This is a genomic window from Pseudomonas sp. NPDC088890 (assembly GCF_044900155.1).
GTDB lineage: Bacteria > Pseudomonadota > Gammaproteobacteria > Pseudomonadales > Pseudomonadaceae > Aquipseudomonas > Aquipseudomonas urmiensis.
In genome coordinates, this window is record NZ_JBJDNG010000006.1 from 360,296 (window position 1) to 384,769 (window position 24,474).

Here is a 24,474-nt window from a genome sequence, read left to right on the forward strand (position 1 = left end):
ACAACCCAGGAGTGTCTGGTTTGATCGTCTTTCGTTATCTGTCCCGCGAGGTCCTGCTGACCTTGAGCGCCGTCAGCGCTGTGCTGCTGGTGATCATCATGAGCGGGCGTTTCATCAAATACCTGGCTCAGGCCGCCCAGGGCGTGCTCGACCCGAGCGTGCTGTTCCTGATCATGGGCTTCCGGCTGCCGGGTTTCTTGCAGTTGATCCTGCCGTTGGGCTTGTTCCTGGGCATTCTGCTGGCTTATGGCCGGTTGTACCTGGAGAGCGAGATGACCGTGCTCTCGGCCACCGGCATGAGCCAGCAACGCCTGCTGGCGATGACCATGGCCCCAGCGGCCCTGGTCGCCCTGCTGGTCGCTTGGCTGAGCTTGAGCCTGGCGCCACAAGGTGTGTCGCAGGTACAGCAGATCATCAATCAGCAAGATGCCCTGACCGAGTTCGACACCCTGGTGCCTGGGCGTTTCCAGACCCTGCGCGATGGCTCACGGGTGACCTACACCGAGCAGCTGTCCGATGACCGGGTCAATCTGGCTGGCGTGTTCATTTCCGAGAAGCGCTTTAACGCCGACAAGACCAAGGACCGCGCGCCTTCGGTACTGGTTGCCGAAAAAGGCCACCAGGAAGTGCAGGCCGACGGCAACCGTTACCTGATCCTGGAAAACGGCTACCGCTACGACGGCAACCCTGGCCAGGCCGACTACCGAGCGATCAAGTACGACACCTACGGCGTGCTGCTGCCCAAGCCTGAAGTCAGTGAAGAAGTCACCGAGCGTGAAGCGATCCCCACGTCCGAGCTGATCGGCCATAAAGGCCTGCGTGAGCGTGCCGAGCTGCAATGGCGGCTGTCGCTGCCGCTGCTGGTGTTTGTCGTGACCTTGCTGGCAGTCCCGCTGTCGCGGGTCAATCCTCGCCAGGGCCGCTTCCTCAAGCTGCTGCCGGCGATCCTCCTCTACATGGCTTACCTGACAATGCTGATTTCCGTACGCGGCGCCCTGGAGAAGGGCAAGCTCCCGATCGCCCTGGGCATGTGGTGGGTGCACGGGCTGTTCCTGCTGATCGGCCTGGGCCTGATGTACTGGGAGCCAATGCGCCTCAAACGTGCTGCGCGGCGTGCGGGGGTGGCTCATGGTTAAGCTGGATCGCTATATCGGCATGAGCGTGCTGCTGGCCATCCTGGCTGTGCTCGGCATCATTCTTGGCCTGGCCTCGCTATTCGCCTTCATCGATGAGATGGGCGACCTGAGCGATACCTACACCGTGCTCGACGCCGGTTACTTCGTCTTGATGACCGCGCCTCGCCGGCTCTACGAGATGCTGCCGATGGCGGCCTTGATCGGCTGCCTGATCGGCCTGGGTAGCCTGGCCAGCAGCAGCGAACTGACCATCATGCGGGCTGCCGGCGTGTCGATCGGGCGGATCGTCTGGGCGGTCATGAAACCGATGCTGGTGCTGATGCTGGTCGGTCTGCTGATCGGCGAGTACGTCGCCCCGGTTACCGAAAACAAGGGTCAGGCCGAGCGCTCGCTGGCACAGGGCGGTGGCGAGGCGCAGAGCTCCAAGCGCGGCATGTGGCACCGCCAGGGCGAAGAGTTCGTGCACATCAACTCGGTGCAGCCTAACGGCCTGCTGTTGGGGGTGACCCGCTATCGCTTCGACGATGAGCGCAAGATCGTCACCTCCAGCTTTGCCCGCCGGGCCAAGTACAACGAAGACCACTGGGTGCTCAACGATGTCACCACCACCCACTTCCGTGGCGACCACACCGAAGTGGTCAAGGCCCCGGAAGAGCGCTGGGATGTATCGGTAACCCCGCAGTTGCTCAATACCGTAGTGCTGGCGCCTGAGTCGCTGTCGATTACCGGGCTGTGGGACTACATCCATTACCTGTCTGACCAAGGCCTGAACAATGCCCGCTACTGGCTGGCGTTCTGGACCAAGGTGCTGCAGCCGGCGGTGACCGCGGCGCTGGTGCTGATGGCGATTTCGTTCATCTTTGGCCCCCTGCGTTCGGTGACCCTGGGGCAACGTGTGTTCACCGGTGTATTGGTGGGCTTTGTGTTCCGGATTGCCCAAGACCTGCTTGGCCCATCCAGCCAGGTATTTGGCTTCCCGCCGCTGTTGGCGGTGGTGATACCGGCAGGCGTTTGTGCGCTGGCTGGGGTGTGGTTGTTGCGTCGAGCGGGCTGATGGCCTGGGCGATGTGAAAAAGCCGACCTTGGGGTCGGCTTTTTCATGGGCAATTTTCTGTAGGAGCTGGCTTGCCTGCGATGGGCTGCAAGGCAGCCCCAAAAATTACAGGCCTTGCGCAGACTTGGTGTCTTATCCAGATTTATTGGGGCTGCTTCGCAGCCCATCGCAGGCAAGCCAGCTCCTACAGGGGCTGATCCACTGGGCAGGTTATTTCTTCTGTTTCGGAACCCGCACCAGTTGGGTCTCGGAGTAGATGTCATGCCAGCTGCGCTTGCGCTTGTCGATCAACGACCAGACAAACCCCATCCCCAAGCACAGCCACGAAGCGATCGACACCACAAAACGCAGCAGCGCCTGCCACAGGCTGATCGCGCTGCCATCGGCGTTCTGCACGCGCACGCCCCACACCTGCATGCCCAGGGTCTGGCCGCCATGGGTCCAGAACTTGGCAAAAAAACCAAACAACGCAAACACCAGGATCGTCGACAGCAGCGGATCACCATCCAACGCACCGGCATCGGTCAGCTCGCGCATGCGCGCCTCGCCGATGATCGCCATCTGGATCATCTTGTACACCCCGGCAGTGACGATCAGCAGGGCGGTGCACAGCAGGAAGTCATAGAACATCGCCGCCAGGCGACGGCCCAGGCCAACAGGCGGGAAATCACCCTGGGGAGAAAGGGAATGCTTGGGCATGCAGGGCAACTCCAGATGGCAAAGGCCCATTCTATGGAATTGCAGGCATAAAAAAGCCCCTGCGGATCAATGCAGGGGCTTTTTTAACGCAGATCAGCCTTCGGCTTGAACTTCGTCAGCCTGCATGCCTTTCTGGCCCTGGACGGCAACGAAAGTCACCTTCTGGCCTTCTTTCAGGCTCTTGAAACCGTTGCCTTGAATGGCACGGAAGTGAACGAACAGGTCAGCACCGCTCTCTGGGGTGATGAAACCGTAACCTTTTTCGTCATTGAACCACTTGACGGTACCGTTCTGACGCTCAGCCATTGTCTTATTTCCTATGAATCTTTAGAGAGTAATAACAGTTTCTTTCGTATCGAATAGACGAAAGCGTACTGGGCTGGGTTGCAGGAAAGTAAGAGACGTCGAACGGGTTGTAGCAGATTGCAGCTACTGGCCCAGGTCACGAACTGTTGCGACCCATGCAAACACAGTGAGCTGAATGTACGCCAACTCCCAAGACAAAAACAAGCCCTGCCCATTCGCCGATTTCGGCCTTTTTCCGATAACCGCCCCGTTTGTCTGCAGGCGGCATGGCGCCTGGGCTGGCGCCATGTTCAAAAGTTATTGGGCAGGTTCGAAAACGAATATTGCCCGCCTGCTCGAAACGGCTTTCAACCGCGATAGTAACGTTGCGCGACAAAAGGCATTTTGCTGACTTTCAAGGCAACTCGTTTGCCCCGGACCAGGGCATACAGCGAGGTATCGAGTGCGGCATGTTCGCTATCGACATAACCCATTGCCAGCGGTGCACCGAGTGTCGGGCCAAAGCCGCCGCTGCACACTGCGCCAACAATGTTGCCGGCCTCGTCGACAATCTCGGCGCCCTCACGCACCGGAGTGCGTTCTTGCGGCAACAGGCCGACACGCTTGCGGGCCACGCCTTGCTGCTGCTGGGCGAAGATCGCAGCGGCGCCGGGGAAGCCACCTGCGCGCGCACCATCGGCCCGACGCACTTTGGAAATGGCCCAGAGCAAGCTGGCCTCGATCGGTGTGGTGGCGCTGTTCATATCGTGGCCATACAAGCACAGCCCGGCCTCCAGGCGCAGCGAGTCGCGCGCGCCCAGGCCGATGGCCTGGACTTCAGGTTCAGCCAGCAGGCGACGGGCCAGGGCCTCGGCACCGGCCGCAGGCACGGAAATCTCGTAGCCGTCTTCGCCGGTATAGCCCGAGCGGCTGACGTAGCAGTCCTGGCCGAGCAATGTGATGGGACGGAACTGCATGAAGGTCATCCCAGCCACTTCGGGTGCCAGGCGCTCCAGCACCGTGACCGCCGCTGGGCCTTGCAGGGCGAGCAGGGCGCGCTCTTCGAACAGCGGCTGGACGTCGCAGCGGTTGCCGATGTGCTGTTGCAGGTGGGCCAGGTCCTGCTCTTTGCAGGCGGCGTTGACCACCAGGAACAGCTCATCGTTACCCAGGTTGGCGACCATCAGGTCATCGAGGATGCCGCCGCTTTCATTGGTGAACATGGCATAGCGCTGCATACCCACCGGCAGGTCGACGATATCCACCGGCACCAGGGTTTCCAGGGCACGGGCGGCGTCGGCGCCGAGCAGGCGGATCTGACCCATGTGCGAAACATCGAACAGGCCGGCCTGTTCGCGGGTGTGCAGGTGTTCCTTCATCACCCCGAGCGGATACTGCACGGGCATGTCAAAGCCGGCGAACGGCACCATGCGTGCGCCCAGTTCCACGTGCAGGGCGTGCAGTGGGGTCTTGTGCAGTGTTTCGGACATCAGCTACTCCTTGATTTGTTGTTGGCTCAACATTCGATGATGTTGACGGCAAGACCGCCGCGGGCGGTCTCCTTGTATTTGCTTTTCATGTCGGCGCCGGTCTGGCGCATGGTGCGGATCACCTTGTCGAGCGAGACGAAGTGCTGGCCGTCACCGCGCAAGGCCATGCGCACGGCGTTGATCGCCTTCACCGAGCCCATGGCGTTGCGCTCGATGCAGGGCACCTGAACCAAGCCGCCGATGGGATCGCAGGTCAGGCCTAGGTTGTGCTCCATGCCGATTTCGGCAGCGTTCTCGACTTGCTGCGGGGTGCCGCCCATCACTTCGCACAGCGCCCCAGCGGACATTGAGCACGCCACGCCGACCTCGCCCTGGCAGCCCACTTCGGCGCCGGAGATCGAGGCGTTTTCTTTGTACAGGATGCCGATAGCCGCGGCGGTCAGCAGAAAACGCACTACGCCATCGTCGCTGGCACCGGGCACGAAGCGCATGTAGTAGTGCAGAACCGCCGGGATGATCCCGGCCGCGCCATTGGTCGGTGCGGTGACTACGCGCCCGCCGTTGGCATTTTCTTCGTTGACCGCCAGGGCATAGAGGTTGACCCAGTCGAGCACCGACAAGGCGTCGCGCAGGCTCGCCTCCGGGTGCTGGCTGAGTTGCCGGTACAACGCCGGCGCCCGGCGCTTGACCTTCAGCCCGCCCGGCAAGATGCCCTCATGGCGACAGCCGGCCGCGACACAGTCCTGCATCACTTGCCAGATTCGCAGCAGGCCAGCACGGGTCTCGCTTTCCGGGCGCCAGGCGGCTTCGTTGGCCAGCATCACCTGGCTAAACGACAGTTGCTGGGCGCTGCAATGGGCGAGCAGCTCTTTGCCGGTGGTGAAGGGGTAGGTCAGTGGCGTGCGGTCCTCGACGATGCGATCGTGCCCAGCCGCCTCTTCGTCGACCACGAAACCGCCACCGACCGAGTAGTACTCGCGGCTGCGGATTTGTAATCCGGCTGCGTCGAAAGCGCGAAAGATCATGCCGTTGGGGTGGTAATCCAGCGGTTTGCGGATCATCGCCAGGTGCTGCTTTTCGACGAAGCCAATCGGCTGTTCGCCGAGCAGGCGCAACTGGCCGCTTTCGCGGATTGTCTGCAGGCGGGCGGGGATGGATTCGGTGTCGACCGTGTCGGGCTGCTCGCCTTCCAGGCCGAGCAACACCGCCTTGTCACTGCCGTGGCCTTTGCCGGTGGCGCCCAGCGAGCCGTACAGCTCGGCTTTGACACTGACGGTTTGGCTCAACAGGTGATCGCGCCGCAGCCCTTCGGCGAAGCGCGCAGCGGCGCGCATCGGGCCAACGGTGTGAGAACTGGAGGGGCCGATGCCGATCTTGAACAGGTCGAAGACGCTCAGTGACATTAGCTTGCTCCTCGGTTCGGTGGGCTTGGCGCAGCAGCAGGACCGCTTGGCGGCCACTCGCAGGCAACGTCCGCTCCTACAGGGCTATGAGTGTTGCTGGTGTGGGAGCTGGCGGAGCCTGCGATGGGCTGCAGCGCAGCCCCCGCATGTGCCTGGGCTCAGACGTCCTGATAGCTCTCGATCGACGGGCAAGCGCACACCAGGTTGCGATCACCAAACACGTTGTCGACGCGGCCCACCGGTGGCCAGTACTTGGCTTCGATCAGGCTCGCCAGCGGGTACACCGCCTGCTCACGGCTATAGCCATGGTTCCACTCGCCGACCAGCTCAGCGGCGGTGTGCGGCGCGTTCTTCAGCGGGTTGTCGTCCTTGTCCAGGCTGCCGGTCTCGACTGCGCGAATCTCTTCACGAATCTTGATCATTGCCTCGCAGAAACGGTCCAGTTCTTCCTTGGACTCACTTTCGGTCGGTTCGATCATCAGTGTGCCGGCGACCGGGAAGGACATGGTCGGGGCGTGGAAGCCGAAGTCGATCAGGCGCTTGGCCACGTCATCGACGCTGATGCCGCTGGTGTCCTTGAGCGGGCGCAGGTCGAGGATGCATTCGTGCGCTACCAGGCCATTGCCGCCGGTGTACAACACAGGATAGTGCTCTTCCAGGCGACGGGCGATGTAGTTGGCGTTGAGGATGGCCATCTGCGAAGCCCGGGTAAGACCCGCACCACCCATCATTCGAATGTACATCCAGGTGATCGGCAGAATGCTGGCGCTGCCGAACGGTGCTGCGCAAACGGCGCCGCTAGTGTTTTCCAGTGCGGCGTGGCCTGGCAGGAACGGCGCCAGGTGCGATTTGACGCCGATCGGGCCGACGCCCGGGCCACCACCCCCGTGGGGGATGCAGAAGGTTTTGTGCAGGTTCAGGTGCGACACGTCGCCACCGAACTTGCCGGGGGCACACAGGCCGACCATGGCGTTCATGTTGGCGCCATCGATGTACACCTGGCCGCCGTTGTCGTGGATGATCGCGCAGATCTCGCCGATTGCTTCCTCGAACACGCCATGGGTCGATGGGTAGGTGATCATGATCGCCGCGAGCTGCTCGCGGTGCTCGAGGGCCTTGGCGCGCAGATCGTCGATGTCGACGTTGCCACGCGCGTCACACGCGGTGACCACCACGCGCATACCGGCCATGTGCGCGGTAGCGGGGTTGGTGCCGTGGGCCGAGGAGGGAATCAGGCAGATATTGCGATGCGCCTCGCCGCGGCTGCGGTGGTAGGCACGGATCGCCAACAGGCCTGCGTATTCGCCCTGGGAGCCGGCGTTGGGTTGCAGCGACACGGCGTCGTAGCCGGTGGCGGCGCAGAGCATGGCTTCCAGCTCAGTGGTCATCTGCAGGTAGCCCTGGCTCTGTTCGGCAGGCGCGAACGGGTGCAGATTGCCGAACTCGGCCCAGGTCACAGGGATCATTTCGCTGGCGGCGTTGAGCTTCATGGTGCACGAGCCCAGCGGGATCATGCTGCGGTCCAGCGCCAGGTCCTTGTCGGCCAGGCGGCGCAGGTAGCGCATCAGCTCGGTTTCGCTGTGATAGCGGTTGAATACCGGGTGTTCGAGAATTGCCGATTGGCGCAGCAGCGCGGCTGGCAGGCGCGAGGCGCTGGCCGCGGCAACGGCGGCGAACTCAGGCACAGGCTGGTTGCCTGCGAACAGCTGCCAGAGGGTTTCGACATCGGCCTGGGTGCTGGTTTCGTCGAGCGAAAGGCCCAGATGCTCGGCGTCGATCTGGCGCAGGTTGATGCGCTGGGCGCGCGCCCTGTCGTGCAGGGCGGCGGTCGCTTGGCCGGTGGCCAGGGTCAGGGTATCGAAATAGGCTTGGGTGACGACCTTGGCGCCCAGTTGCTCAAGGCCTGCGGCCAGGATCGCGGTCAGTGCATGAGTGCGTTCGGCGATGCGCTTGAGGCCGGCCGGGCCGTGGTACACGGCGAACATGCTGGCGATGTTGGCCAGCAGGACCTGTGCGGTGCAGATGTTGCTGGTGGCCTTCTCGCGGCGGATATGTTGCTCGCGGGTCTGCATGGCCAGGCGCAGGGCGCTCTTGCCGAAGCGGTCGATCGACACGCCGACCAGACGCCCCGGCATGTCGCGCTTGAACGCGTCGCGGGTGGCGAAGTAGGCCGCGTGCGGGCCACCGAAGCCTAGCGGCACGCCGAAACGCTGGGCGCTGCCGATGGCCACGTCGGCCTCGAACTCACCCGGTGGGGTCAACAGGGTCAGGGCCAGCAGGTCGGCAGCGACTGCGACCAGGGCGTTGGCCGCATGGAAACGCTGCACCAGTTCGCGGTAATCGAACACGTCGCCATTGCTCGCCGGGTATTGCAGCAGCGCGCCGAAGAAGGCGCTGACGTCGGTCAGTTCACGCTCATCGCCAACCACCACGTCGATGCCCAGCGGTTCGGCGCGGGTGCGCAGTACGTCGAGGGTTTGCGGGTGGCAATGGGCCGAAGCGAAGAAGGCATGGCTGCCCTTGTTCTTCGACAGGCGTTTGCAGAAGGTCATGGCCTCGGCAGCTGCGGTGGCTTCGTCGAGCAGGGAGGCGTTGGCGATCGGCAGGCCGGTCAGGTCGCTGATCAGGGTCTGGAAGTTGAGCAGCGCTTCCAGGCGGCCTTGAGAGATTTCTGGCTGGTACGGGGTGTAGGCGGTGTACCAGGCCGGATTTTCCAGCAGGTTGCGCAGGATCGGTGCCGGGGTGTGGGTGTTGTAGTAACCCTGGCCGATCAGGCTCTTGAACAGTTGGTTCTTGCCGGCGATGGCTTTAAGCGCGGCGAGCGCATCAGCTTCGCTCTGGCCGTCGCTGCTACCCAGGACGCTGGTGCCCTTGATGCTGTCGGGGATGACGGCGGCGCTCATCGCCTCGAGCGAGTCGAAGCCCAGGGTGGCGAGCATGGCGTGCTCGTCAGCGCTGCGTGGGCCGATATGGCGGGCGATGAATTCGTTGGCGGTGCCGAGGTTGATGGTCATGGCAGTTCCTCAGGCGTCGGCGTTGGCTTTGATCAGGCGGTCGTAGGCGTCCCGGTCAAGCAGGGCAGCCACGGCGTTGGCATCGGCGGGGATGAAGCGGAAGAACCAGCCTTCGCCCAGCGGATCTTCGTTGACCAGTTCGGGATTATCGGCAAGCTGCTGGTTGACCGCGACTACTTCACCGGTCAGCGGCATGTACACGCCGCTGGCGGCTTTGACCGATTCGACGGTAGAGGCTTCTGCACCTTGCTCGTAGCTTTGCAGCTCCGGCAGTTGCACATAGACCACGTCACCCAGGGCGTTCTGGGCGAAGGCGGTGATGCCTACGGTGACGCTGCCATCGGCTTCAGTACGCAGCCATTCGTGATCTTCGGTGAAACGCAACTCGCTCATGGGAATTCCTCAGGGAAGCTGGGGCGTGGGCGCGGTGGGCCGCGCTCTTGGGTGGGAATTCCCTAAGCAATATTGTGGCCATCTAATAAAAGTTGTTAAAAATCAATTGTTTATAAATAAAAAAGAAGGGGTGTAGGCACTTTTTGGAATGAAATCGTTACGAAGCTTTATTTGGGCAAATGATATTTAGGATCAAACCCTTGGTAGATGTGGATGCAGCGTGCCTGTAATGAAATCAATACAATGTTTCGAAATCGATACGAATGGGTAAGCATTGGGGCCGCTTTGCGGCCCTTCGCGGGCAAGCCCGCTCCCACAGGTACAGCGCTTATCTTCAGAGCGGCGCCGTACCTGTGGGAGCGGGCTTGCCCGCGAAGGGCTGCGAAGCAGCCCAGTACAATCGATTCAGGCCTTGCCGGGAATCCCATACTTGCGCAGCCGCTGGGCAATCGCGGTATGCGAAGTCTGCAAGCGCCCCGCCAGTTGCCGGGTCGAGGGGTAGCTGGCATACAGGCGCTGCAACAGCTCGCGCTCAAATTCCCCCACCGCCTGCTCCAGGCTGCCCACCTCGGCCTCTTGCCCGCGCGCCACTGAAGTGCCGGCGATATCCAGATCGCCAATATCCACCAGATCGCTTTCGCAAATCGCCGCCGCGCGGAAAATCACGTTCTGCAACTGGCGCACATTGCCCGGCCAAGGGTTGGCCAGCAGGGCGGCATGGGTGCCCGGTGTCAGCCTGCAAGGCGGGCGCTGGATCTGGGTGCAGGCTTGCTGCATGAAGTAGTGCGCCAGCAGCAGGATATCCTGACCGCGTTCACGCAGCGGCGGCACTTGCAGGTTGAGTACATTGAGGCGGTAGAACAGGTCTTCGCGAAAGCTGCCCTCGGCGACCATCCGTTCCAGATCGCGATGGGTGGCGCTGATGATGCGCACGTCGACCTTGACCTCGCGATCGCCACCTACCCGGCGGAAGCTGCCATCGCTGAGAAAGCGCAATAGCTTGGCCTGCAGATAGGGCGACATCTCGCCAATCTCGTCGAGAAACACCGTGCCTTGGTTGGCCAGTTCCATCAGCCCTGGCTTGCCACCACGCTGGGCGCCGGTAAACGCGCCGGGGGCGTAGCCAAATAGCTCACTCTCGGCCAGGCTCTCGGGCAGTGCCGCGCAGTTCAGCGCCAGGAAGGGCGCGGCATGGCGGCTGCTCAGGGCATGGCTGGCGCGGGCTACCAGCTCCTTGCCGGTGCCGGTTTCGCCGTGCACCAGCAACGGCGCATCGAGCACCGCTACGCGCAGGGCGCGAGCCTTGAGGGTGCGGATGGCCGGGGAGTCGCCGAGCAGTGCGTCAAAGCCTTCGGCGTGATCGTGGTGCAGCGCTGACAAGCGTTCGCCCATGCGGTTGGGCGGATACAAGGTGAGCAGGCCACCGGCGTTGGTAATGGGCGTGGCATCGAGCAGCAGGCTCTGGCCGTCGAGCTGCATCTCGCGCATGGGCAGGTGGAAGTTGTTGTCCAGCAGCGCCTGGAGCAGGTCGGGGTCTTTGAACAATTCACCGACCGAACGCCCAGCCGACTCCCGCCCGCACAGGGCGATCAGGGCCGGGTTGGCCAGCAGCACCTTGCCGGCGCTGTCCACCGCCAGCACTGGGTCGCTCATGGCCGCGAGCAGGGCATCGAGCTGCAAATGGCGACGCTGGCCGGGGAGGATGTCGACCACTTCCACCGACTGCACGCCGTGCACTTCGAACAGGGCGTCGTGGAGCTCTTCGAGCACTGCGGGGCTGAGGGTCGGGGCGTCGATGTAGACGTTCGGCGGGACCATCTCCACGGCGTCCAGGTTGAGGTTGCGGGCACCGAGCAGGGCCAGGACTTCCTGGGTGATGCCGACGCGGTCGATGAAGCTGACGTGGATGCGCATGGGAGTTTCGGGCTTTGGGCGAGCAGATGCGCAAGTATGCCTTATCTGGGGCCGCTTCGCGGCCCATCGCAGGCTGCGTCAGCTTGTGTCTTCAAGGGATGTGTTTGGTCCTGCGGGAGCAGCAGGGGTACGAGGTGGCGGAGCCTGGATGGGCTGCGCAGCAGCCCTGATGCGGGTTACTCCAGATGCTCAGGCTTGATCGGATCGCCAGACTTCACATCCAGTTGGACGCGGATGTCTTCGAACATCAGGTCGTAGATCTTGTGCGTCGATCCCAGCGACTCGAATTTCTTCGGCGCTGGCAGGTAGCTCTGGGCCTTGCGCGTAGCCAGGCTGAGAAAACTCGGCAAGACCTGGTCCTTGGCGAGAAAGAACTTCTCGTCCACCGGCTTGCCCTCGATGCTGCCATGCATGTGGAACTGGATACCGCGCCCTTCCCTGGGGTCCTGGGCTACCTCGTAGTTGATGTTCAGATCGTAGCTGTGATCATTGGTGTTGAGCGCGGTACGTTCGATGTGTACATGACCAGGTTGGAACTGAGCCACAGTGCAATCCTCCGGAAGGTTGAAACAGCGGGTGCCGAGCACCCGCCTAGTGCATTCAACGGTAGCTGATACCTGGCTGGGCCGTGGAAACACGGGTGCCGGCAGTGCCTTTGACGATGTCCTCGATGTTTTCCAGCGAGCTGATCACCGCGACCTTGCCAGTGTTACGGGCAAAGTCACTGGCGGCCTGCACCTTCGGCCCCATGGAACCAGCGGCGAAGCCTAGGCGCTCGAGTTCGTCGGGGTGCGCCTGGGCAATGGCTTTCTGCGTCGGCTTGCCCCAGTCAATATAGGCCGCATCCACGTCGGTGGCGATGATCAAAAGGTCGGCCTCCAGCTGTTCGGCGAGCAGCGCCGAACACAGGTCTTTGTCGATCACCGCTTCGATGCCCTTGAGCTTGCGATTTTCGTCGTACATGGTCGGAATGCCGCCGCCGCCGGCACAGATGACAATGCTGCTTTTTTCCAGCAGCCACTTGATCGGGCGGATTTCGAAAATGCGCTTGGGCTTTGGGCTGGCAACCACTCGCCGGTACTTGTCGCCGTCGGCCTTGACCACCCAGCCTTTTTCCTTGGCCAGGCGCTCGGCGTCTTCCTTGGAGTAGACCGGGCCAATGAACTTGGTCGGGTCTTTGAAGGCCGGGTCATTGGCGTCGACTTCGACCTGGGTCAGCAGGGTGGCGAACGGCACTTCGAAGTCCAGCAGGTTGCCCAGCTCCTGTTCGATCATGTAGCCGATCATGCCTTCGGTTTCAGCGCCGAGCACATCCAGCGGGTAGGCTTCGTCGGGTTTGTAGGACAGCGCCTGAAGCGACAGCAGGCCGACCTGCGGGCCGTTGCCGTGGGCGATGACCAGTTCGTTACCAGGGTGGATCTTGGCGATTTGCTCGGTGGCGGTGCGGATATTGGCGCGCTGGTTGTCAGCGGTCATCGGCTCGCCGCGGCGTAGCAGGGCGTTGCCGCCCAATGCAACAACGATACGCATGATGAAGTGTCCTTCAGAGAGAATATGGGACGGGCCCGTGGGAGCGGGCTTGCCCCGCGATGGCGTCGTTGCGGCTGGCGCAATCGCGGGGCCAGCCCGCTCCCACAAAAGCCCCCTGCTCGGGGGTTACAGGTCAGCCAGGGTCGAGACCAGAATCGCTTTGATCGTATGCATGCGGTTCTCCGCCTGCTCGAAGGCGATGCACGCTGGCGACTCGAACACGTCGTCGGTCACTTCGATGCCGTTCTTCAGGTTCGGATACTGCTCGGCGATCTGTTTGCCGACCTTGGTGTCGGAGTTGTGGAACGCTGGCAGGCAGTGCATGAACTTGGCCCGTGGGTTGCCGGTGGCTTTCATCAACTCGGCGTTGACCTGGTAGGGCAGCAGTTGCTGGATACGCTCGCCCCAGGCTTCGACCGGCTCACCCATCGATACCCAGACGTCGGTATGCACGAAGTCCACGCCTTTGACCGCTGCTTTCGGGTCTTCGGTGAGGGTGATGCGCGCACCGCTTTCTTCTGCGTACTTCTTGCAGCGCTCGACCAGGTCATCATGTGGCCACAGTGCCTTGGGCGCGGCGATACGTACGTCCATGCCGAGCTTGGCGCCGATCAGCAGCAGCGAGTTGCCCATGTTGTTACGGGCGTCGCCCAGGTAGGCGTAGCTGATGTCGTGGATCGGCTTGTCACTGTGTTCGCGCATGGTCAGCACGTCGGCGATCATTTGGGTCGGGTGATATTCATCGGTCAGGCCGTTGAATACCGGTACGCCAGCGAACTTGGCCAACTCCTCGACGATTTCCTGCTTGAAGCCACGGTACTCGATCGCGTCGTACATGCGCCCGAGCACGCGGGCGGTGTCCTTCATGCTCTCTTTGTGGCCAATCTGCGAGGAATTGGGGTCGATGTAGGTAACGTTGGCGCCCTGGTCATAAGCGGCGACTTCGAATGCACAGCGGGTGCGGGTCGAGGTCTTTTCGAAGATCAGGGCGATGTTGTTGCCCTTCAGGTGTTGCTGCTCGGTACCGGTGTACTTGGCGCGTTTCAGATCGCGGGACAGGTCGAGCAGGTAACGCAACTCGCGCGTTGTGTGGTGTTCCAGGCTGAGCAAGTTACGGTTATGGATGTTGAACGCCATGATGATTCTCCTTAATGCGGTGATCAGCCCGGCCGTCGTCTTGTGGACGCGGCCGGGAGTAATGGTCGTTTAGTAGTCGATTGGGTCGCGAATGATTGGGCAGGTCATGCAGTGGCCACCGCCACGGCCGCGGCCCAGCTCACCGGCGCTGATGGTGATGACTTCCACTCCGGCCTTGCGCAGCAGGGTGTTGGTGTAGGTGTTGCGGTCGTAGCCGATGACAACGCCAGGCTCCACGGCCACTACGTTGTTACCGTCATCCCACTGTTCGCGTTCGGCGGCGAAGCTGTTGCCGCCGGTTTCGACTACGCGCAGTTGCTTGAGGTTGAGCGACTCGGCCACCACCTCGATGAACGATTTGTTCTCGCGACGTACATCCATGCCATACGGCTTGCTGCTGTCTGGGCGGATGACGAACGGCACGATCTCTTTGACCACTTCCGGGAAGACCGTGACCAGGTCGCGGTCGCAGAAGCTGAACACCGTATCCAGGTGCATCGCAGCACGAGATTTCGGCAGGCCGGCGACCACCACTTTTTCCACTGCGCCCTTGGCGAACAGCGATTGAGCCAGTTGGCCGATGGCTTGGCGCGAGGTGCGCTCGCCCATGCCGATCAACACCACGCCATTGCCGATCGGCATGACGTCGCCGCCTTCCAGGGTGGCCTTGCCGTGGTCTTTGTCCGGGTCGCCGTACCAGACTTCGAAGTCGGCGCCGGTGAACTCGGGGTGGAACTTGTAGATCGCGCTGGTCAGCAGGGTTTCCTGACGGCGCGCTGGCCAGTACATCGGGTTCAGGGTCACGCCACCGTAGATCCAGCAGGTGGTGTCACGGGTGAACTGGGTGTTGGGCAGCGGGTCGAGGAGGAAGCTGGAGTGGCCCAGGTAGTCGCGGTACATCTTGATCACGCTGGCGCCTTCGCTGTCGGGCAGGTCTTCACCGGCCACGCCGCCGATCAGGAACTCGGCCAGCTTGCGTGGCTCCAGCCCTTCGAGCCAGCTGCGCACCTCGTTGGTCAGGCCCACGCCAACGGTGTCTGGGGTGATCTTGCGATCGAGGATCCATTTCAGCGCTTCAGGATTCTGGATGGTCTCGGTCAGCAGGTTGTGCATTTCCAGCACTTCGATACCGCGCTCACGCATTTTGGTGACGAAGTCGAAGTGGTCGCGCTTGGCCTGGTTGACCCAGATGACGTCATCGAACAACAGGTCGTCGCAGTTGCTCGGGGTCAGGCGCTGGTGGGCAAGGCCCGGGGAGCAAACCATCACTTTGCGCAGTTTGCCGGCTTCGGAATGGACGCCGTACTTAACTTTATCGGTGGACATGGTTCATTGCCTCCATCATGCAAATTCAGTGATTACAGAGTCAGGAATCCGTCGTACAGGCCATAGGCCGCAACCAGCGCGCCCACGACTACGGCGGCGAAGATCAGCTTCTCCACGTTGGTAAAAATAGGTTGGCCCAGTTCGCGCTTGGCCTTGGCGAACAGGATCGCGCCAGGGGCATACAGCAGGGCCGACAGCAGCAGGTACTTGACCCCGCCGGCATACAGCAGCCAGATCGCATAGAGCAGGGCGATGGCGCCGATGATCAGGTCTTTGTTGCGCTCGCCGGGGGCTTGTTCATAGGTCTCGCCGCGCAGGGCCATGAGGAAGCCATAGGCCGCCGACCACAGGTAAGGCACCAGGATCATCGAGGTGGCGAGGTAGATCAGTGACAGGTAGGTGCTGGCCGAGAACAGCGTAATGACCAGGAAGATCTGCACCATGGCGTTGGTCAGCCACAGGGCGTTGGCCGGCACATGGTTGGCGTTCTCGCGGCGCAGGAACTCCGGCATGGTGTGGTCCTTGGCGGCGGCGAACATGATCTCCGCACACAGCAGTACCCACGACAGCAGGGCACCCAGCAGCGAGATGATCAGGCCGACGCTGATCAGCACCGCACCCCAGTGGCCGACCACGTGCTCAAGCACGGCCGCCATCGACGGGTTCTGCAGCTTGGCCAGCTCCGGTTGAGTCATCACGCCCATCGACAGCACGTTAACCAGCACCAGGAACAGCAGCACGGTGATGAAGCCGATGACCGTGGCTTTACCCACGTCCGAGCGTTTTTCTGCCCGTGAGGAGAAGATGCTCGCGCCCTCGATGCCGATGAACACCCAGACGGTGACCAGCATCATGTTGCGCACCTGGTTCATCACGCTGCCCAGATCTGGCGAGCCCAGGCCCCAGATGTCGGCGGTGAACACGTCGAGCTTGAAGGCGAACAGGCAGATCAGGGCGAACAGCGCCAGCGGCACGACCTTGGCCACGGTGGTGACCAGGTTGATGAACGCCGCTTCCTTGATACCGCGCAGCACCAGAAAGTGCACTGCCCAGAGCAGGATCGACGCGCCGATCACCGCCGCCGGGGTATTGCCCTCACCGAAGATCGGGAAGAAGTAGCCCAGAGTACTGAACAGCAAGACGAAGTAACCGACGTTGCCCAACCAGGCGCTGATCCAGTAACCCCATGCTGAAGAGAAGCCCATGTAGTCGCCAAAACCGGCCTTGGCGTAGGCATACACCCCGCCATCGAGGTCAGGTTTACGGTTGGCCAGGGTCTGGAACACGAAGGCCAAGGTGAGCATGCCCACCGCGGTGATGGCCCAGCCGATCAGCACGGCACCGACACCGGCGCTGGCGGCCATGTTTTGCGGCAAGGAGAAGATCCCGCCGCCAATCATCGAGCCGACGACAAGTGCAACAAGTGCACCGAGTTTTAGTTTTTCGGGAGAATCAGACATTTAACAACTCCGTACCAGGAGAAAGTTGACGACAGAATAAAACTGACGCCGGGGTCATTCGCTGATGTAGATCAGTTCATGACGACGTAAAGTGAGAAAAATCCTTCACGCGTCTCCTGGAGAGTGCCGACAGCTCTGCCGCAGGCCTTGTGCGCTGGCACCTCCATGTACATCTAGAGCAAACGCTCTGTTTCGCCTGCGAACTTTGAAGCTAGCCGCTTTTGAGTAAGAAGCAAATTTTTCAGGAAAAAGACGGTGGTATCCTCAACGGCATGGGTATATCCACATATCCCGCAGGGTTAGTTGCCTGCTGCATAGACGGGCTAGTTATGAGCCCGGCAGATTTCATCACGTGGTCTAATATAAAAGTGCCGCCGCTATATATGAATGCAAGGGGTGTTACATGGGTATGACACTGCGCCGCCGGGGCCGCTGGGCGGGCCTTTTTCTGGGTACTGATCGGGAGGCGCCATGAGCGAGCCGGGACAAAAACTGCGGCTCGGCGCGTTGATCGCCTTGGTGGTCGGCTCGATGATCGGCGGTGGGATTTTCTCGTTGCCGCAGAACATGGCAGCGCGCGCCGATGTCGGCGCCGTGCTGATCGGCTGGGGCATTACCGCCGTGGGCATGCTGGCCTTGGCCTTCGTGTTCCAGACGCTGGCCAATCGCAAGCCGGAGCTGGATTCGGGGGTGTATGCCTACGCCAAGGCTGGTTTTGGCGAGTACATGGGCTTTTCGTCAGCGTGGGGTTACTGGATCAGCGCCTGGTTGGGCAACGTCGGTTACTTCGTCCTGCTGTTCAGTACCTTGGGTTTTTACTTTCCGGTGTTCGGCGAGGGCAACACGCCGATCGCCATCGCTTGCGCCTCTTTGCTGCTGTGGGCGGTGCACTTTTTGGTCCTGCGCGGGATCAAGGAAGCGGCGTTCATCAACCAGGTGACCACGGTGGCCAAGGTATTGCCGCTGCTGATGTTCATCGTGATGGCTGCCTTTGCCTTCCGCGCCGATATCTTCACCCGCGATATCTGGGGCCTGAGCAACCCCCAGTTCGGCAGCGTGATGGAGCAGGTGCGCAACATGATGCTGGTGACGGTGTTCGTGTTCATCGGCATCGAGGGCGCCAGCGTTTATTCGGGGCGAGCGCAGCGCCGCTCGGACGTGGGCAAGGCGACGGTGATCGGTTTTCTTGGGGTGTTGGCCTTGCTGGTGCTGGTCAACGTGCTGTCGCTGGGAGTCATGACCCAGCCTGAGCTGGCGGGGTTGCAGAATCCATCGTTGGCCTCGGTGCTCGAACACATCGTCGGCCCATGGGGGGCCTTGCTGATCAGCATCGGCCTGGCGGTGTCGCTGCTCGGTGCGCTGCTGTCGTGGGCGCTGCTGTGCGCGGAGATCCTCTTCGCCACCGCCCGCGACAAGACCATGCCACGCTTTCTGACCCGGGAGAATGCCAACCAGGTACCGGCCAATGCCTTGTGGCTGACCAACTGCATGATCCAGGGGTTCCTGCTGATCACGCTGTTTTCAGCAGGGACTTACACCAGCCTGATTTACCTGGCCTCGTCGATGATCCTGGTGCCGTACCTGTGGTCGGCGGCCTATGCGGTACTGCTGGCGGTACGCGGGGAGGGCTATGAAGGCCAGGCCAATCTGCGGCGCAAGGATTTGTTGATTGCGGGGGTGGCGCTGATTTACGCCATCTGGCTGCTGTATGCCGGGGGGCTGAAGTACCTGCTGTTGTCGGCCTTGCTCTATGCGCCGGGGGTGATTCTGTTCGCCCGGGCCAAGCATGAGCAGGGGCAGGCCCTGTTTACCCGCTGGGAGAAATTGATTTTTGCAGCGGTGCTGGTGGGCGCGGGGTTGGCGGCCTATGCGCTGTATTCGGGGTTGCTGAGTCTTTGACTCCATTGGGTGCTGCAGTTATCGCATCGCAGGGCAAGCCCGCTCAGGAACAATGCAATCGTCAATTGCCGCGCTGACCCTGTAGCGGGCTTGGCCCGTGATGCGCTGTAGAGGTCACCAGTGTGGTGCTGCCGATCCCAGCTCGCAGGCGCCGATATCCCAACGCAAAACGGCATCGCCCACCGCCAACGGCCCCTTGAGCCGCTGCGCCAGTCCCCACGGCGTTTGCTCCAGATGCCGATCCAGGTCATCCACTGTCTGCGCCGCCAATGGCAGGTCATCCCCCACTGTCCCGTGCTCGACCAGCAGTTTCGCCGTACGCGCCAGTGACAAACGTGCGCGGCTCCCTGCTGCAGTCTGCAGGCGATCGCCCAGGGCGCGAATCGCCTCGGCCGCCATCAGGTAGCCAGTGGCATGGTCCAGCGCCTGTACCGGCAGCGGCACAGGCTGGTTCGCCTGCTGCCAGCGCATGCCTTCGCGGGCAATCCCAGTGCTCATCTGCACCAGGCTGTCGAAGCCGCGTCGCTCTTTCCAGGGGCCACTCCAGCCATAGGCGTTGAGGCTGACATCGATCAGCCCGGGGTTGAGCTGGCGCCGTCGTTCATGACCAAGGCCCAGTCGCTCGAGTGCATCTGCGCGATAGCCGTGAACGAGGATGTCGGCATCGCCCAACAGCCGCTCGAACACCAGGCGATCGGCTCGATCGCGCAGATCCAGGCGCGCGCAGCGCTTGCCCAGGGTGACTTCGGCAACCACTGCCGGCTCTTCCCAGCCCGGGGGATCGATTCGCAGTACCTGGGCGCCAAAGCCGGCCAGCAGGCGGGTGGCGATGGGGCCGGCGAGGATGCGCGTAAGGTCGAGTACCTTGATCCCCGCCAATGGCCGCTGGGTAGTGCCACGCCATTTCAGCGGGGTATCGCTGGCGAAGGTTTCGCGCAGGATCAGCGGCTGCGCATTGACCGCCTGGCCTTGAGGATGCGCGCACCAGTCGAGCCAACTGCGCATCCGCGCCGCGCAACCGCCAGCAGCGACCAGCGCAGACTCCAGCTGGTCGGCGCTCCAGCTCGCTACCTTGCTCGCTACCTCGTTGTGATTGGCGCAGCTGCCCAGTACCCGCTCGACGGCGGCGCGGTGATGAGGGGCATTGGTATGCAGGCGGATCCAGCCGTCGCCGCAGGCGTAGTCACCAGCGATCGCATCCCACAGCCCTGGCGGCTGCCAGCCTCGTGGACGCAGGCTGGTGGCGAACCAGAACGAGGCTAGGCGTCGGTCGACGCGCACCAATGGGCAATTGTCGGTTTGTTGTTCAAGCAAGCGCGCCAAGGCCAGGCCGGCGGCGCCGATGCTGGCGGCGGCAAGCTCGCTGACAGCGTAGGTCGAGGGCAAGCTGCCGACGCCCTGCCAGCGCAAAGAGGCGGGGTTAAGGGTCAGTGCTTGGCTGATGGTGTCGAGCAACGGCTGCATGCAGGATCCTCCTTGATCGATCCCATTGCAGTACATCCGGCGCCCAGACGCAAATCTCAGCGGGCGTTGCAGCTCGTTGCAGGTGGCGTTGCTCGCTCAGGCCGCGACCAGATCCACAGATTGCCCAGGGTCATGCCGGCGATCGCCAGGAACACCGGCCAATGGTGTTCAAGGAAGGTCAGCATCACCCCGGCGCAGAGCAGCATGCTGATCGTCGCGCTGATCTTGGCCCGACGCTGGATGACCTTGCCGTTGCGCCAGTTGTACAGGATCGGCCCGAACAGCCGGTGATTCTCCAGCCAAGCACTCAAGCGCGGCGAGCTGCGAGTTGCCGCCCAGGCGGCGAGGAGAATGAACTCGGTGGTCGGCAGGCCAGGAATGACGATAGCGACCAGGCCGATCCCCAGGCTCACGTAGGCCAGGATTCCATACAGCAGGCGGGCAAGTTTCGAGCGGGCAGGTCGGGTCATGGTCTCACTGCAAAAACGGCCGGCCACAAGATCTGTGGCCGGGTAAAGCGTATCAGGCCAGCGCCGCGTCTGCAGCGTAGGCGTGCTTGAGCAGCTGAGTGAAGCGCTCGAAGGCGGCGACTGCGCCACGCTCGGCAGCAGCTTCTTCTTCGGCCGACAGCTCCAGGCCATCGAGGATGCGGGTGAACTGCTTCCAGCCCTCGGCGCGACCGCCGGCCGGCTCGCCCAGGTGCCGCGCGCCAAAGCTGTCCGACAGCTCCAGGGCCACCGCGCGTTTGATCAGGAACGCGGCGCCCAGTTTGGAGCCTTCAGAGACGAAGATCCAGCCCATCGCCTCGCCCAGGCTCGGTTTGCTCAGGGCACCGGCTACCGGCGCTGGGACTTCGGTGTCGAGGTCAGCCAGGTCCAGGCGGGCTTGCTCGGCGCGGCAGCGCTCGGCCAGGTCAGGGACGATGGCGATCAGCTGCGGGTCGGTGTACAGCGCCTGCAGTTCGGATTGGAACAGGTACTGGGCGACCACGAAGCGCGCAAAGCTCTCTCGGCTGTCGAACGGCGCGTGGGATTTGACCAGCACGTCCAGCTCGCTGTGGGGCGCGTGGGTGATCTGGTTCAGGCGTTGCGAGCGCAGGCTCGGGCGCTCGGCGGTGGTGGCGGTGGTCATGGTCGATCCTTGGGAAATAGGGTGTCTAATGACAAGACGAACAAGAAGACGCAGAACAGTAAAAAAACCTCACCTGCGTTGTGTCGGTAGTGGCCTCAGCGTGGGGCGACCCCGCGCCCACCAGAAGCGCGAAGAAGGTGGGGGCGGGTGTATCGCGTGATAAGTCGCTGCTGGATTGGGTCAGATATCCCAGACCACGTTGATGGCGAAGTTGCGCCCAGGCATGGTCAGGCGGTCCAGATTGGCTGGCTGGGTCGCGCCGGCTTCACCCTGGCCGTCATAGCCGCGTACCGAATCCCACTGCCAGTATTTCTTGTCGGTCAGGTTGTACAGCCCGGCATTGACGGTGATGTCGTCGGTCACTTTGTAGAAACCGCTCAGGTCCAGCACGCCATAGCCGGGAGTGCGGAACTGCTTGCTGGTGCCGTCGGGTGCGAAGAAGGCACTGTCGTCGACCCGGCTCTTGCGCTTGACCAGCGTCCAGCTCAGCAGGCCGCCATAGTTGGCTTGCTCATAACCCAGGCCGAACACACCGGTCAGCGGGTTGACACTGTTCAGCGGCTGGCCGTTGTCATCGTTGCGACCGTGGGCGTAAGCGATCGAGGTCTGGGTATAGAGACCTTGCGGCGCGCCAAAGTGATCGAGGTTCAGGCGGCCTTTGAACTCGGCGCCCTTGATGGTCGCGTGCTTGATGTTGCCAGCGCTGAAGGTCGGGCCCAGATCGGCGGCCTGCACCGCATCCTCGTCGATGAAATCGCGGTACTTGTTGTAGAACACCGCCACGTCGAAGTTGCCGGCGTCGAAGTTGCCCCGCAGGCCAGTCTCGTAGCTCTTGCTTTTTTCGGGCTCAAGGTTGGGGTTGCCTTCTACGCGATAACCCAGGGTCGGGTTGTCGAAGCGGCCGTACATCGACTTGGCGGTCGGTGTGCGGAAGCCTTCGGCGTATTGGCCGTACCAGGTGTAGTGGTCGTTGAAGGCATAGGTCACCCCCAACTTGGGCGATACGCGGTGCCATTTCTTCGGCGAGTCGTCGATGCTGGCGGGCGCACCCGAGTTGTCGCTGTCCAGCCCGGCGAGGAACGCTTGGGTGATCTTCGGCTCCATGCGCGTGTAGTCGTAACGGGCGCCGGGCAGGAAGGTCCAGTTGTTCCAACGGATCTCGTCCTGGGCGAACACGCTGTAGGTCTTGACGGTCGGGTCGGGGAAGTCGCTGACGTTCAGTCGATCGTCCGGGCTGTCTGCGCCGGCGCCGGCGCAGTTGCGGCCAAATGCCAGGCAAGTGCCGTAGCCCGTGCGCATGCCGGTGACTTGCTCGCGCTTGAAGGTGGCCCCGTAGGTCAGCAGATGCTCAGTGGCGCCGATGCTGAAGGCTTTGTCCAGTTGGGCATCGACTACCCATTGGCGATCTTTGTAGGTGGTCTCGCGAGTACGCAGCACGCGCCGCACGAAGGGTGCATAGATTTCTTCGGTCTGCTGGTCGGTCTTGGCGATCTGGTAGTTGAGGCTCCACTTCATGTGATCGGCCAGCAGCGAATCCATGGCGAACTCGTGGTTGATGCCGAAACGTTCACGGGTGACGGTGTCATTGCCCAGGCGGCTCTCGTACATGCCGATGCCAACGCCGTTGCCGAAGGGGCCGCCGACTGCGCTGAGGACATTCTGGTCGCGATCATCCTTGTAGCGCTCGTAGGTGAACCCCAGCCGGGCATCGTCGGCGTAATTCCAGCCGAGCTTGGCCAGCACGTTGGTGGTACGTACGTCTTCAGGGTTGGCCTCGGTACGCGACAGGCCGCTGCCGCCATGCCCGCCGTAGGATTCGGTCTCGTGGCCATTGCGCTGGCTCAGGTGCAGCAGGCCATCGAAGTCGCCGTGCCGGCCAGCGACGGTGGCGGAGGTCAGCCAGCTCTCGTCGGCCGAGCTGTAGCCGGTCTTGAGGCGAGCGCCGACGTCCTTGCCGGGCTTGATGATGTCTTGTGGGTCGAGGGTGAAGTAGCTGACTGCACCGCCGATGGCATTGCTGCCGTACAGCACCGAGGCCGGACCGCGCAGGATTTCGACGCGTTTGACGATCTCCGGGTCGACGTAGTTGCGTTGGGTCTGGGCGTAGGGGCCGTAGAAGAAGCTGTCGGGGATCGACACGCCGTCGACCTGGGTCAGGACGCGTTCGCCATCGATACCGCGAATGTTGTAGCCGTTCAGGCCACTGCGTTGGCCGGTGCCACCGACGGAAACGCCGGGCTCGTAGCGGACCAGTTGCTGGATGTCATTGACGTTCTGCCGGTCCAGTTGCTCGCGGGTCTGCACGCTGACGGTGCTTGGCACCTGGCTAATGTCCTGGGCGCTGCGGGTGGCACTGACGGTCAGCTGCTGCAGGGCGATAGCGTTACCGGTCGACTGGCGTTCGAGCACCACATTGCCGTTGCTGATTTTGCGATAGCTCAGACCGGTGCCGTGCAGCAGGCGCTTGAGGGCGGCTTCGGGTGGCAGCGAGCCCTGAACGCCAGGCGAGGATACGCCCTCGGCGACTTCGGCGGTGAAGCCGACCTGCCAGCCGGTGACTTCGCTGAAGGCATTGATCGCGGCGACCAGCGGTTGCTGGGTGATGGCGAAGCGGTAGTCGCCCATGCGTGGGGTGCTGGCCTGGGTGGGTTCTGCGGCCAGGGCTGGCAGGCTGCAGGTGCCGCTGGCGAGCAGGGCCAAGCTGAGCAGGGACAGTTGCCCCATGCGGCGGGAAGATGGAGATGGGCGAGTTGGACCTGTGGACATCGGAGGCGCTCCCTGACGCGCGGGCTGTTATAGGTGCTGGCTGGTTCTTGGTAACAACAAGAATCAGTTGCATTGGCTATAACGAGACGGGCGTTGAGGGGGGATCGCGTAAAAATAATTTTGTGTTTGGTGTTTGGGGTTTGGTGTTTGGTTTGGTCGGTTTTGGGGTTGGTGTGTATATCCATTTGCGATGGAGACGCTGAATCACCTTTCCGCCCTTACGGCGGGTCACTTTTGGTCGTGGCCAAAAGTAACCAAAAGCCGTGCGCTCCACCATCCGGCCCTACGCTGCGCTTCGGGTCCCTTCGCGCCGGCGCCTTCCGGGCCCGCGCGGCCTACGATTTGCTGCGCAAATCTACATCTCGCGCCTTCG

19 protein-coding genes are annotated in these 24,474 nt (G+C 62.4%); 3 read left to right on the forward strand and 16 right to left on the reverse strand.

The features are described 5' to 3' along the window. The first annotated feature begins 20 nt into the window (after positions 1–20). Positions 21–1,136, forward strand: coding sequence for an LPS export ABC transporter permease LptF (lptF, locus tag ACI2JX_RS15780; RefSeq protein ID WP_264234878.1), 1,116 nt, complete (start codon positions 21–23; stop codon positions 1,134–1,136). After that, complete coding sequence (gene lptG, locus ACI2JX_RS15785; protein ID WP_368973560.1) at positions 1,129–2,190, forward strand: LPS export ABC transporter permease LptG; 1,062 nt, start codon at positions 1,129–1,131, stop codon at positions 2,188–2,190. The genes lptF and lptG overlap by 8 nt, the downstream gene beginning before the upstream one ends. 210 nt (positions 2,191–2,400) lie before the next feature. Here the strand turns inward: lptG and ACI2JX_RS15790 are convergent, their stop codons facing one another. The 12 genes from ACI2JX_RS15790 to arcD (ACI2JX_RS15845) form a co-directional block, all read right to left on the reverse strand. Further along, positions 2,401–2,889: an RDD family protein gene (locus ACI2JX_RS15790; RefSeq protein WP_186556448.1), complete on the reverse strand. Its 489-nt coding sequence runs from the start codon at positions 2,887–2,889 to the stop codon at positions 2,401–2,403. A gap of 93 nt (positions 2,890–2,982) precedes the next feature. Beyond that, complete coding sequence (locus tag ACI2JX_RS15795; RefSeq protein WP_186556447.1) at positions 2,983–3,195, reverse strand: cold-shock protein; 213 nt, start codon at positions 3,193–3,195, stop codon at positions 2,983–2,985. A 347-nt stretch (positions 3,196–3,542) separates the two neighbouring features. Continuing rightward, a complete protein-coding gene (gene gcvT / locus ACI2JX_RS15800) occupies positions 3,543–4,667 on the reverse strand; it encodes a glycine cleavage system aminomethyltransferase GcvT (RefSeq protein ID WP_404690447.1) in 1,125 nt (374 codons plus the stop codon). Between the two features lie 23 nt (positions 4,668–4,690). Then, entirely contained in the window at positions 4,691–6,067 is a 1,377-nt protein-coding gene (locus tag ACI2JX_RS15805) for an L-serine ammonia-lyase (RefSeq protein ID WP_404690432.1), read from the reverse strand. Between the two features lie 158 nt (positions 6,068–6,225). Next, positions 6,226–9,081 carry an aminomethyl-transferring glycine dehydrogenase gene (gcvP, locus tag ACI2JX_RS15810; RefSeq protein WP_404690433.1) on the reverse strand — a complete coding sequence of 952 codons (2,856 nt, stop codon included), beginning with the start codon at positions 9,079–9,081 and terminating at the stop codon, positions 6,226–6,228. 9 nt (positions 9,082–9,090) lie between these two features. After that, positions 9,091–9,474, reverse strand: a complete 384-nt coding sequence (gcvH, locus tag ACI2JX_RS15815) for a glycine cleavage system protein GcvH (protein WP_404690434.1) — start codon at positions 9,472–9,474, stop codon at positions 9,091–9,093. A 405-nt stretch (positions 9,475–9,879) separates the two neighbouring features. Beyond that, positions 9,880–11,388, reverse strand: coding sequence for a sigma-54-dependent transcriptional regulator (locus ACI2JX_RS15820; protein ID WP_264234883.1), 1,509 nt, complete (start codon positions 11,386–11,388; stop codon positions 9,880–9,882). Positions 11,389–11,564: 176 nt separating this feature from the next. Next, positions 11,565–11,933: a DUF5064 family protein gene (locus ACI2JX_RS15825; protein ID WP_264234884.1), complete on the reverse strand. Its 369-nt coding sequence runs from the start codon at positions 11,931–11,933 to the stop codon at positions 11,565–11,567. A gap of 55 nt (positions 11,934–11,988) precedes the next feature. Then, entirely contained in the window at positions 11,989–12,918 is a 930-nt protein-coding gene (arcC, locus tag ACI2JX_RS15830) for a carbamate kinase (RefSeq protein WP_264234885.1), read from the reverse strand. Positions 12,919–13,044: 126 nt separating this feature from the next. Then, positions 13,045–14,055 (reverse strand): ornithine carbamoyltransferase, encoded by a 1,011-nt coding sequence (locus ACI2JX_RS15835; protein WP_368973482.1) that lies wholly within the window; start codon positions 14,053–14,055, stop codon positions 13,045–13,047. A 69-nt stretch (positions 14,056–14,124) separates the two neighbouring features. Then, complete coding sequence (arcA, locus tag ACI2JX_RS15840) at positions 14,125–15,381, reverse strand: arginine deiminase (protein ID WP_264234887.1); 1,257 nt, start codon at positions 15,379–15,381, stop codon at positions 14,125–14,127. 32 nt (positions 15,382–15,413) lie between these two features. After that, entirely contained in the window at positions 15,414–16,841 is a 1,428-nt protein-coding gene (arcD, locus tag ACI2JX_RS15845) for an arginine-ornithine antiporter (protein WP_404690435.1), read from the reverse strand. A gap of 471 nt (positions 16,842–17,312) precedes the next feature. On the opposite strand from arcD (ACI2JX_RS15845), the gene arcD (ACI2JX_RS15850) reads away from it, so the two are divergent. Then, a complete protein-coding gene (gene arcD, locus ACI2JX_RS15850; RefSeq protein WP_404690436.1) occupies positions 17,313–18,740 on the forward strand; it encodes an arginine-ornithine antiporter in 1,428 nt (475 codons plus the stop codon). Between the two features lie 114 nt (positions 18,741–18,854). Here the strand turns inward: arcD (ACI2JX_RS15850) and ACI2JX_RS15855 are convergent, their stop codons facing one another. The 4 genes from ACI2JX_RS15855 to ACI2JX_RS15870 form a co-directional block, all read right to left on the reverse strand. Continuing rightward, entirely contained in the window at positions 18,855–20,204 is a 1,350-nt protein-coding gene (locus tag ACI2JX_RS15855; protein ID WP_404690437.1) for a CoA transferase, read from the reverse strand. Positions 20,205–20,260: 56 nt separating this feature from the next. After that, a complete protein-coding gene (locus ACI2JX_RS15860) occupies positions 20,261–20,674 on the reverse strand; it encodes a YbaN family protein (RefSeq protein ID WP_264234891.1) in 414 nt (137 codons plus the stop codon). A gap of 52 nt (positions 20,675–20,726) precedes the next feature. Continuing rightward, complete coding sequence (locus ACI2JX_RS15865; RefSeq protein WP_264234892.1) at positions 20,727–21,335, reverse strand: biliverdin-producing heme oxygenase; 609 nt, start codon at positions 21,333–21,335, stop codon at positions 20,727–20,729. Positions 21,336–21,515: 180 nt separating this feature from the next. Then, positions 21,516–24,101, reverse strand: a complete 2,586-nt coding sequence (locus tag ACI2JX_RS15870) for a TonB-dependent receptor (RefSeq protein WP_404690438.1) — start codon at positions 24,099–24,101, stop codon at positions 21,516–21,518. Positions 24,102–24,474 lie beyond the last annotated feature (373 nt).

What these genes read in the sequence shown, in the direction of transcription:
- ACI2JX_RS15820 (WP_264234883.1), bottom strand. Translation starts at nt 11,388, where the DNA reads ATGCGCATCCACGTCAGCTTCATCGACCGCGTCGGCATCACCCAGGAA.
- lptG (WP_368973560.1), top strand. Translation starts at nt 1,129, where the DNA reads ATGGTTAAGCTGGATCGCTATATCGGCATGAGCGTGCTGCTGGCCATC.
- ACI2JX_RS15870 (WP_404690438.1), bottom strand. Translation starts at nt 24,101, where the DNA reads ATGTCCACAGGTCCAACTCGCCCATCTCCATCTTCCCGCCGCATGGGG.
- arcC (WP_264234885.1), bottom strand. Translation starts at nt 12,918, where the DNA reads ATGCGTATCGTTGTTGCATTGGGCGGCAACGCCCTGCTACGCCGCGGC.
- arcD (WP_404690436.1), top strand. Translation starts at nt 17,313, where the DNA reads ATGAGCGAGCCGGGACAAAAACTGCGGCTCGGCGCGTTGATCGCCTTG.
- ACI2JX_RS15860 (WP_264234891.1), bottom strand. Translation starts at nt 20,674, where the DNA reads ATGACCCGACCTGCCCGCTCGAAACTTGCCCGCCTGCTGTATGGAATC.
- ACI2JX_RS15855 (WP_404690437.1), bottom strand. Translation starts at nt 20,204, where the DNA reads ATGCAGCCGTTGCTCGACACCATCAGCCAAGCACTGACCCTTAACCCC.
- arcD (WP_404690435.1), bottom strand. Translation starts at nt 16,841, where the DNA reads ATGTCTGATTCTCCCGAAAAACTAAAACTCGGTGCACTTGTTGCACTT.
- ACI2JX_RS15795 (WP_186556447.1), bottom strand. Translation starts at nt 3,195, where the DNA reads ATGGCTGAGCGTCAGAACGGTACCGTCAAGTGGTTCAATGACGAAAAA.
- ACI2JX_RS15805 (WP_404690432.1), bottom strand. Translation starts at nt 6,067, where the DNA reads ATGTCACTGAGCGTCTTCGACCTGTTCAAGATCGGCATCGGCCCCTCC.
- ACI2JX_RS15865 (WP_264234892.1), bottom strand. Translation starts at nt 21,335, where the DNA reads ATGACCACCGCCACCACCGCCGAGCGCCCGAGCCTGCGCTCGCAACGC.
- gcvP (WP_404690433.1), bottom strand. Translation starts at nt 9,081, where the DNA reads ATGACCATCAACCTCGGCACCGCCAACGAATTCATCGCCCGCCATATC.
- ACI2JX_RS15790 (WP_186556448.1), bottom strand. Translation starts at nt 2,889, where the DNA reads ATGCCCAAGCATTCCCTTTCTCCCCAGGGTGATTTCCCGCCTGTTGGC.
- gcvH (WP_404690434.1), bottom strand. Translation starts at nt 9,474, where the DNA reads ATGAGCGAGTTGCGTTTCACCGAAGATCACGAATGGCTGCGTACTGAA.
- arcA (WP_264234887.1), bottom strand. Translation starts at nt 15,381, where the DNA reads ATGTCCACCGATAAAGTTAAGTACGGCGTCCATTCCGAAGCCGGCAAA.
- ACI2JX_RS15835 (WP_368973482.1), bottom strand. Translation starts at nt 14,055, where the DNA reads ATGGCGTTCAACATCCATAACCGTAACTTGCTCAGCCTGGAACACCAC.